Genomic DNA, 899 nt, shown 5'->3' on the forward strand with positions numbered 1-899 from the left:
CGCGGCGCCGAGCAGCCGTGGCCGACGCACCCGACCCTGTTCGAGGTCTCGAGCTCGCACGAGGAGGGCGGCGAGCGCCGGTACCTGGCCTCGACTGTCGAGTTCGTCGCCGACGTGCGCGGCGCCGTTCGTGCGCTGCGCGTCGCGGAGACGGGCTACACCGAGAACGGCCGCGAGCCGATCCCGGGGACGGAGCACTTGATCGAGGCCGACCTCGTGCTGATCGCGATGGGCTTCACCGGCCCGGATCCGGTCGAGGACCCGAGGTTCCCGCTCGTGCGCGGAGCGCGCGGTGCCTTCGCCCGCGGCGCCGACTACGAGGCGTCCGCCGGGGACACCGGTTTCGACGCCGACGCGCTGCGCGGGATCTTCGTCGCGGGAGACGCCGGTCGCGGCCAGTCGCTGATCGTCTGGGCGATCGCGGAAGGCCGCGCCGCGGCAGCGTCCGTCGATGCGTACCTCACCGGATCGACCGTGCTGCCCGCTCCCATCCCCGCGACTGCCCGCGCGTTCGCCTGAGCCCTCCTTCCGGGGACATCGGCGACGTCCCCGCCCGAGCTCCTCGCCCGAGCTCTTCACCCCGGGGAATGCGCGACGCGGGATGATGGTTGTGCGAAGTACGACCATCGAACAGTGAGGAGTTGCCATGACCACGATGACGATCTTCGGAGGAAGCGGCTACGCCGGCTCGCACATCGTCGAGGCGGCGGTGGTGCGAGGGCTGGAAGTCACCAGCATCACGCGCAGCGAGTCCGCGGAGCAGATGGCAGGCGTTCACTACCGGACGGGCTCGATCCTCGACGCCGCCGACCGCGCGGCCGCGCTGCAGGGCGCGGACGTCGTCATCGTCGCGGTGTCCCCGCGCGGCGAGATGGCCGGACAGGTGCGACCGGCGGTCG

General features: G+C 72.3%; 1 protein-coding gene and 1 pseudogene. Both read left to right on the plus strand.

Annotation, left to right across the window (positions count from 1 at the left end; all coding sequences use genetic code 11):
- Positions 1-519, plus strand: a pseudogene (gltD, locus tag ACFPZL_RS13755) (glutamate synthase); the annotation flags it as partial.
- A gap of 127 nt (positions 520-646) precedes the next feature.
- The coding region (locus ACFPZL_RS13760; protein WP_382335955.1) for an NAD(P)H-binding protein at positions 647-899 on the plus strand (253 nt) is incomplete at its 3' end.

Origin of the sequence: Leucobacter soli (assembly GCF_042659205.1) — a bacterium.
GTDB classification, from domain to species: Bacteria; Actinomycetota; Actinomycetes; order Actinomycetales; family Microbacteriaceae; genus Leucobacter; species Leucobacter soli.